General features: G+C 66.1%; 9 protein-coding genes. 3 read left to right on the top strand and 6 right to left on the bottom strand.

The annotated features are described in order from the left end of the window. Positions 1-9: 9 nt before the first annotated feature. Positions 10-174: an abortive infection family protein gene (locus Q7T26_12355; protein MDO8532932.1), complete on the top strand. Its 165-nt coding sequence runs from the start codon at positions 10-12 to the stop codon at positions 172-174. A 162-nt stretch (positions 175-336) separates the two neighbouring features. On the opposite strand, the gene Q7T26_12350 is transcribed toward Q7T26_12355, so the two are convergent. From Q7T26_12350 to queF, 5 genes are all read right to left on the bottom strand, one after another. Then, positions 337-867, bottom strand: coding sequence for a 2-oxoacid:acceptor oxidoreductase family protein (locus tag Q7T26_12350; GenBank protein MDO8532931.1), 531 nt, complete (start codon positions 865-867; stop codon positions 337-339). Between the two features lie 3 nt (positions 868-870). Next, the gene (locus tag Q7T26_12345; protein ID MDO8532930.1) at positions 871-1,731 is read right to left on the bottom strand and encodes a thiamine pyrophosphate-dependent enzyme; all 861 of its coding nucleotides are present in this window, start codon (positions 1,729-1,731) and stop codon (positions 871-873) included. Positions 1,732-1,733: 2 nt separating this feature from the next. Then, entirely contained in the window at positions 1,734-2,894 is a 1,161-nt protein-coding gene (locus tag Q7T26_12340) for a 2-oxoacid:acceptor oxidoreductase subunit alpha (protein MDO8532929.1), read from the bottom strand. A gap of 1 nt (position 2,895) precedes the next feature. Further along, on the bottom strand, positions 2,896-3,126 hold the full coding sequence (locus Q7T26_12335; protein ID MDO8532928.1) for a 4Fe-4S binding protein: 231 nt from the start codon (positions 3,124-3,126) through the stop codon (positions 2,896-2,898). Between the two features lie 109 nt (positions 3,127-3,235). Continuing rightward, positions 3,236-3,664 (bottom strand): preQ(1) synthase, encoded by a 429-nt coding sequence (queF, locus tag Q7T26_12330; protein ID MDO8532927.1) that lies wholly within the window; start codon positions 3,662-3,664, stop codon positions 3,236-3,238. Between the two features lie 373 nt (positions 3,665-4,037). Between queF and ilvA the strand changes: the two genes are divergently transcribed. Both ilvA and recJ read left to right on the top strand, forming a co-directional pair. Continuing rightward, a complete protein-coding gene (ilvA, locus tag Q7T26_12325; GenBank protein MDO8532926.1) occupies positions 4,038-5,297 on the top strand; it encodes a threonine ammonia-lyase in 1,260 nt (419 codons plus the stop codon). 4 nt (positions 5,298-5,301) lie between these two features. Then, a complete protein-coding gene (gene recJ, locus Q7T26_12320; GenBank protein ID MDO8532925.1) occupies positions 5,302-6,999 on the top strand; it encodes a single-stranded-DNA-specific exonuclease RecJ in 1,698 nt (565 codons plus the stop codon). Here the strand turns inward: recJ and Q7T26_12315 are convergent. Beyond that, complete coding sequence (locus tag Q7T26_12315; GenBank protein ID MDO8532924.1) at positions 6,996-7,547, bottom strand: TlpA disulfide reductase family protein; 552 nt, start codon at positions 7,545-7,547, stop codon at positions 6,996-6,998. The two genes, recJ and Q7T26_12315, sit on opposite strands and share 4 nt — an antisense overlap.

The raw sequence follows: 7,547 nt of genomic DNA, 5'->3' as shown, positions 1-7,547 counted from the left end.
TGCATCGCTATTGTTGAGGGTGTAGGCGCTATGAGGAACAAGTTGAGCGATGCACATGGCAAAGGCATGAACTCTCCAGTCCCCGATGACAGACATGCAGAGCTAGCAGTCATCCTAGCAGGAGCTATAGCACTTTTCCTTGTAAAAACTTGGAAGGAGACTAAACAACCATGAGCCCGCAAGATGCCGTTACGCGGCATTGCCAAGATTCAGACGTAGTGTAAAGAACGCCTACCCCTGCAGTTACAGCGGTGGGCATTGCGGTTTGAGTAACACTATCAAAGTTAGATTGTCCAGACAACTTGCTTCCTCGCCGCCGTCCGCTTGACCTCTAGCTTAGGGATCGACGCCATAGCCAAGCTGCAGCGCCTTCAGGTTCACCTTCTCCGTGCCCTTCGGCACGCGCGCCAGCACCGCTTTCTCCAGCGCCTCGTAGGTCACGACGCCGGTGAGCTTCGTGAACACGCCCAGCATCACGATGTTGATCGCCTTGCGCGTGCCCGCCTCGTCGGAGAGCAGCGTGATGGGCGCGACGTACGACTTCGCCTTCAGGCCCGCCGGTAGCTGCGTCACATAGACCGAGTCCACGATGACCAGCCCGTCCGGCCTCACGTCCTTCCAGCCCGTGTCCAGCGCCGACTGGGCCATCGCCACGAACACGTCCGCGCGCTGCACCCACGGGTACGTGACCGGCTCTGACGCGATAATGACATCGCCGGTGGAGGGGCCGCCGCGGATGGCGTAGCCGTAGAACTGCGTCTGGACGGCGTGCAGCCCCTGATAGACGCCCGCCGCCTCCGCGAGGACATGGCTCGCAAGGACGACGCCCTGCCCGCCGATGCCGCTGAACCGAATGTCTTTTCTCATCGCTTACCCCTTCTTCTGCACGCGTGCGATGAGTTTCGCGTACTCCTCGCCGATCTCCGGCTTGTCGCTGCGCACGAACTCGCCGATGACGAACTTGCCCTTCACCTGCTCCGGCGACATCTCCTTCGCCTGCGCCACCGTAATCGAGTCGTCGCGGTACCAGTTGAGCATCTGGCTCGCCTGCGGCATGCCGTTCCGCCTGCCCCACAGCTCGTGGCAGTTCTGGAGCACCTCCACCACCGAGAAGCCCTTGTGCGCGATGGCGTTGGCGACGCACTTGGTCAGGTGCCACGCGTGGTACACCGTGCTGCGCGCCACGTACGTCGCGCCCGCGCCGATGGCGAGCTGGCATATATCAAAGGAGTTCTCGATCATGCCGTAGGGCGACGTCTCCGTCTTCGAGCCGAGGGGCGTCGTCGGCCCGCCCTGGCCGCCCGTCTCGCCGAACACAAAGTTGTTGAAGACGATGACTGTTATGTCAATATTACGCCGCGCCCCATGCACGAAGTGCCCCGCGCCGATGGACACGGCGTCGCCGTCGCCCTGGAGGCAGATGACAGTCAGCTCCGGGTTGGCGAGCTTGATGCCCGTGGCCGCCGCGGCGCCCGCGCCGTGCGGCCCGTGGAACTGGTGCGCTTTGATGTACTGCCCCATGACCGCGTAGCACCCGCTGCCGCTTACCGTCACAATCTTGCTTGGGTCCAGCTTCAGGTAGTCGAATGCCCGGACGACGGCGCTCTGCGCCAGCCCCAGTCCGCAGCCGGGACAGTAGCGGAAGTGGTCGTCCACCGCCGGCATGATGGCGTAGTTCTCTATGTAGTGCTCCATCGGGAGCGGCTTGTAGGTCTTCCGCACGGTCGTCATGGCTACAGCACCCCTGTCAGCTTGTCCAGTATCTCCTCGGGCGTAATCGGGTCGCTATGCAGATGGTTCACGCCCAGGACTTCGGCGGGATGGCGGCGCAGCGCCTTGAGCACCTCGCCTTGCACCTGGCCGGTGTTCATCTCCGGCACCAGAACGACCTTCGCCGCGCGCGCCGCCTGCTTCACTTCCTCGTACGGGAAGGGCCATAGCGTGATAAGCCGGAGCATTCCCGCCTTCTTGCCCCGCGCGCGCAGCCTGTTCATCGCCTCGTGCGCCGAGCGCGCCTGCGTGCCGTACGCGACGAAGAGCACCTCCGCGTCGTCCGTGTGCAGGCTCTCCGTCATGATGATCTCGTCGCGGCGCGACTCTATCTTGGCGTGGAAGTGGTTCAGCGTGAACTTGAGCGCGTCCTGGCCGGTGCGCCCGGCGTAGTTGTGGTTGGGTACGTAGTGCAGCACGCTGCGGTACTTCGAGCCGAAGTCCGCCATCGGCGATATCTCGTCTATCTTGTGCAAGGCGTACGTCTCGTACTTCTCAGGCGGGCCGCTGGGCCGGGGCCGCTCGATACGCTCTATTTTGCTGTAGTCGGGCAGGTCAATCACCTCCCGCATGTGGCCGAGCAGGCCCTCGGTCAACAAAATGACGGGCGTGCGGAAGCGCTCCGCCAGGTTCACCGCCTTGACGGTGAGCCAGAACGACTCCGCCACCGTCGAGGGCGTGAGCGCGATGACGGCGTTGTCGCCGTTGGGGCCGTAGCGCGCCTGCATCACGTCGCACTGGCCGGAACCGGTGGCGTCGCCCGCGCCCGGGCCGGGCCGCGACACCACGACGACGACCAGCGGTATCTCCATCGCCGCCGCGGAGCCGATCCCCTCCTGCATCAGGCCGATGCCTGGGCCGGATGTGGCGGTCATGGCGCGAGCGCCCGCGCCGGACGCTCCCATGATGGCGTAGATGCTCCCCACCTCATCCTCCATCTGGACGTACTTGCCCGCGACTTCCGGCATACGGCGGGACATGTACTCGGCGATCTCGGTCGCGGGCGTGATGGGATAGCCTGCGTAGAACCGGACGCCCGCCGCGATGGCCCCTTCGCAGATGGCCTCGTTGCCCATGAGCAGCCTGCGTGTCGCTTTTGCTGTCGCTGTTATTGTCGCGGTCATGCTATTTCACCACCACGTTGATAGCCCAGTCTGTGCACAGCCACTCGCAGAGGCGGCAGCCGGTGCAGGCGGGCAGGTCCACAACCCTGGCCTTAAGCAGGGGCTTCTCCGCGATGAACACCTTCTCCGGGCAGAGGTCAATGCAGATGCCGCATGAGCGGCAGCGCTGCTCGTTGACGACGACCTGGATGTCGCGGGCTTTCCTAAGGGCGGATGGTGGCTTCGTCGGCACGGGAAACCTCCTTGCGGGCGGCTATGCCGGGAAGGGCTGAAAGCCGCCCCGATGCTAGCAGAGGCGTATGTGCGTGTCAACCGCGGCCCCGTCCGCGGTTGAGCGCCTGTCAGCGAGCGGTCGCGCGCCCCTTGTGCTCAGCCGCCGCGCGCGTGCCCAGCCCGCCGCGCTGGTTGAACCACGCCTCCACGCGCATCGAACGCGGCCTTAGCAGCTTCACCAGGTCGTTCAGGATGCGATTGACGGCGTGCTCCTGGAGAATGCCCACGTTGCGGTAGGAGGTCAGGTAGTACTTCAGCGACTTCAGTTCCACCAGCCACTTTCGCGGCTCGTAGGTGATGACCAGCTTGCCGAAGTCCGGCAGGCCCGTCCACGGGCAGACCGACGTGAACTCGTCCGTGTCGTAGCTCACCATGGTGGCCGACTCCGGGTACTCGAAGGGCAGACGCTCCAGGACCGCCGCGTCAATGGCGCTCACGTCCGCCGCGTCGTAGCGGCGGGCCGAGTACTTGTCTCCGATGTCTGTCTCAGGACACATAGGGTATCTCCTCGGGTTCTCCTGCAAACGCCTTATGATAGGCCGCATGCCCGTCGAGATGCAACGTCAGTCCGACGGCCATCCCCCTTATTCCCCCTTCCGCGGGGAAGGGGGAGAATAGAGTAGAGATTGTGGGAGGACACCTCCCACACCCTCCGGCGAGGGGCTTCGCCCCTCTGCACACCCCCTGTCATTCCGAGTCCTTCCGGAGAAGGGCGAGGAATCTCCGCCGCAGCGCCCACGACTAGAGAGATTCCTCGGTCGCCCTTCCAGGGATGGACTCCATCGGAATGACACTGAGCGTCGCCCTTGACACCCGCCACTCCGCCGTCTATCGTGGCCTCAATTGCGAAGGAGGCGGGACACCGACACGATGGTCACTCGCAGCGACATTGAGCAGGCCCGCCAGCGCATATCGAGCCTGGTCCACCACACTCCCCTGCTCACGTCCGCGACTCTCAGCGTCATGGCGGGCGCTGCTGTCCTGCTCAAGGCGGAGAACCTTCAGCGCACCGGCTCCTTCAAGCTCCGCGGCGCGGCCAACCGCATCGCGCAGCTCTCGCCCGCCGAGCGCAGGCGCGGAGTTATCGCGGCCAGCGCGGGGAACCATGCCCAGGGGGTCGCCCTCGCAGCCAGTCGCATGGGCATACCCTGCGTCATCGTCATGCCCCGGCGCGCCTCGCTCGCCAAAGTGGAGGCCACCCGCGGCTACGGCGCGCAGATGGAGCTGGCCGGGGACAGCTACGACGATGCGCAGCGCCGCGCGAAGACGCTCGCCGACGAACGACGCCTGGTCCTGGTGCACCCCTTCGACGACGCGCAGGTCATCGCCGGGCAGGGCACGATTGGGCTGGAAATACTGGAGGACGCCCCCGACGTAGGGACTATCGTCGTGCCCGTGGGTGGCGGCGGCCTCATTGCAGGCATAGCGGTCGCGGTGAAGGCAATGGCGCCGCGGGTGCGCGTGGTCGGCGTCCAGGCGGCCGCTGCCCCCGCCTGCGTCGAGTCGCTCCGCAAAGGCCGGAGGGTGGCTGTCAGGCCCAGGCCCACCGTCGCGGACGGAATCGCCGTGGGCCGTCCCGGACAGCTCCCCCTGGAGCTAATCCGGCAATACGTGGACGACGTAGTGACTGTGGACGAGGAGGATATCACCCGGGCCATTCTCCTGCTGCTGGAGCGCTGCAAGCAAGTAGTGGAAGGGGCAGGCGCCGTGGCGTTAGCCGCGCTACTGGCGGGCAAGGCGGGAGGCGGGCGTCAGAAGGCGGTCGCCGTCCTCTCAGGCGGCAACATAGACCCCACGGTCATTGACCGAGTGGTGGAGCACGGCCTGGCCCACGCGGGGCGCTATCTCATGCTGCACGTGGTCTTGCTCGACAGGCCAGGGCAACTTGCCCGCCTGCTGAACGCCATCGCCGTGGCGGAGGGAAACGTGCAGGACGTAAGCCACCTCCGGCGCGGACTCCACCTTGCCATCGATCAGGTGGAGGTGCAGGTCTCCGTGGAGACACGCGGCCCGGACCACATCCAGCAGGTGCTGGAGCGACTGACGGCGTCGGGCTACGAGGCCGTCGCCGGGCTGCCGGACTCCGCTGTGCCTGTGCGCGCATTCCAGGCGCGGCAAGGGATTACGTAAGCGCATGGGCCACGCGATGAAGTACCGCTGGCGCGTCCCGCCTCCCGTCCCGCCCAACGAGAGGGCCGCCCTGGCGGGACTCTCGCCCGTCCTCGTCCGGCTGCTCCACAATCGAGGCATGCGCGGCAGGGCCGAGGCGGATGCTTTCCTGGCGCCCGGGCCAGAGCTTCAAGCCGACCCGTCGCTCCTGCCGGACATTGACCTCGCGGTCGCACGCCTGCTGAAGGCGACGCGCTCCGGCGAAGCCATCGGCGTGTTCGGCGACTTCGACTGCGACGGCGTCACGTCCGCCGCCGTGCTCGCCCTGGCGCTGGAGGGCCTCGGCGGGCGCATCGTGCCCTACATCCCCGACCGCGTGAGCGAGGGCCACGGCCTGAACGTGGCCGCGCTGGAGACGCTGCGGCGGGCCGGTTGCCGTCTAGTGGTCACAACGGACTGCGGCGTCAGCAATGTCGCCGAGGTGGCGCAGGCGGTAAGCATGGGCATGGACGTCATCATCACCGACCACCACACCGTGCCGCCGAGCCTGCCGCCCGCCTTGGCCGTCGTCAACCCGCGCCGGACCGACTCCCGGTATCCGCCGTCGGACCTGGCGAGTGTCGGGGTCTCCTACAAGGTCGCCCAGGCGCTCTACCAGGCGGCGGGACAACCGGAGCGCGAAGACCTGTTGGACCTGGTCGCGGTCGGGACTATCGCTGACCTATCGCCACTCCTCCGCGAGAACCGCTACCTGGTGACGCGCGGGCTTGCCGAACTGAACCAGACGCAAAAGCCCGGCCTGCGCGCGTTGCTGGCGCAAAGCGGCGTCAAGCCTGGCGCCGTTGATGTGCAGACCGTGAGCTACGCCCTCGCCCCGCGCATCAACGCGGCGAGCCGCATGGACCACGCCAGCGCAAGCTATCGCCTGCTTGTCACGCCCTCGGCGGACGAGGCACGGCAGATCGCCGCGGAGCTGGACATGCTCAACGGCGAGCGCAAGCGCCTCACCGAAGAGCTGGCGGCCCGCGCGGAGGAGCAGGTGGCCCAACGGGGGCTGGCGCCGCTCCTCATGGTGCAGGGCGCCGAGTTTCCGCCGGGTATCGTCGGGCTTGTGGCCAGCCGCCTGGTGGACGGGTACGGGCGTCCCGCGGTCGTGGTGTCGGCGGGCGACCAACTAAGCCGTGGGAGCTGCCGCAGCATCCCCGAGTTCAATATCGTTGCGGCGCTCACGGAGTGCAAGGACTTGTTCGTGCAGTTTGGCGGCCACGCTCAGGCAGCGGGCTTCACCATCGAAAGCGCCAAGCTGGGGACATTGAGAGAGCGTCTGGTGGACATCGCGGCGCGGCAACTCGCGGGCGTGGACCTGCGTCCCGTTCTGGACGTTGACGCCGAGGCGGGGCCGTCGGCCCTGGTCGGCCCGCCCTGGGTGGACATTCAGCGCATGGCGCCGTTTGGCGTCGGCAACCCTCAGCCAACGTTCGTAGCTCGGGGCGCACGGGTCGCCGCATGCAGGCCCGTGGGCAATGGCGGCAAACACCTGAGCATGTCGCTCAGGCACAACGGCGCTATCTGGAGCGGAATCGCCTTCGGTCTGGGAGACATCTCGGTGCGCTCCGGCGATTGCGTGGACGCGGCCTACACCCTGCTTCTGGACACATGGAACGGCGAAACGACGCTCAAGCTGAAGGTGCTGGACGTGGCCCTCGCGGGTCCGGGGCGCTAGAAGTTGATGATCGCCTGAAGCTGCGCCACCACGTCCTCCTCGGAGACAAAGGGGCCTATCTTCATGGAGCGAATGACGCCCTTCCTGTCAATGAGGAAAGTGGTGGGCAGGCCGAACACGTTATACTTGCCGCCGCTGACGCTCTGATCACCGTCCACCACTGCGGTAAACGTGTACCCGTATCTGGACAGAAACCCCTTAGCCTTCTCCGGCGTTTCGCCTACGTCCACCATCAGCATCTCCACCTTGTCCCGCCCGCCCACGGTCTGCCAGGCTTTTTGCATGTGCGGCATCTCAATCTGACACGGCCCGCACCAGGTCGCCCAGAAGTTCAGCAGCACGGGCTTGCTGCCCCGATAGTCGCTCATCCGCACGGTCCGCCCGTCCAGGCTCTGCAACAAAAAGTCCGGCGCTAGAAAGCCCACCTTTGGCGCCTCCGGCAGAGAGCCTGCCTCTCCGGCTGCTCCCTCAGCGGGGACACAGCTCGCGACAAGCAGACTTGCTATCGCAATGACCGCGAACAGAGAGTGGATTCGGTGGATCCGCAT

The sequence above is a fragment of the Dehalococcoidia bacterium genome, assembly GCA_030648205.1.
Taxonomy (GTDB): Bacteria; Chloroflexota; Dehalococcoidia; order JAUSIH01; family JAUSIH01; genus JAUSIH01.
The sequence above is the reverse complement of the archived record's forward strand: the minus strand, read 5'-3'. Positions and strand labels throughout refer to the sequence as shown.